Origin of the sequence: Pseudomonas sp. HMSC063H08, assembly GCF_001813645.1 — a bacterium.
GTDB classification, from domain to species: Bacteria; Pseudomonadota; Gammaproteobacteria; order Pseudomonadales; family Pseudomonadaceae; genus Pseudomonas; species Pseudomonas aeruginosa.
Window position 1 is genome coordinate 1 of sequence record NZ_KV813431.1, and the last position, 315, is coordinate 315.

Genomic DNA, 315 nt, shown 5'->3' on the forward strand with positions numbered 1-315 from the left:
GCCCGAGCCACACCGGACTTACCATGCCGCTCGCGCGGTACTGGCGAGCAATACAGCTCAGGTGCCGGTAGGAAGTCGCGACTGCCTGCGAACAGTCGCTGGATCACCGCCAGGTCGAGGTAGGTAACGTTCAGAGCCAAGGTGATGCTGGAGGACAGTCTCACAGGGAGTACCTCTCTCCGCACACGCCGTCGCCCCACTGCAGATAGATCCGCTCATAGCGAAGCAGGATGAGGCGCGGGTAGTTGCGGTTCTCGCGGAAGTTGGCGGCCGAGCGCCCGGCGTTGAAGCGCTCGACGGAATCGAACCAGGCCA

General features: G+C 63.5%; 1 pseudogene. It reads right to left on the reverse strand.

Going from position 1 to position 315, the window contains the following annotated elements:
- Nucleotides 1-160: 160 nt before the first annotated feature.
- Nucleotides 161-315: pseudogene (locus tag HMPREF2924_RS36430) on the reverse strand (lytic transglycosylase domain-containing protein); the annotation flags it as partial.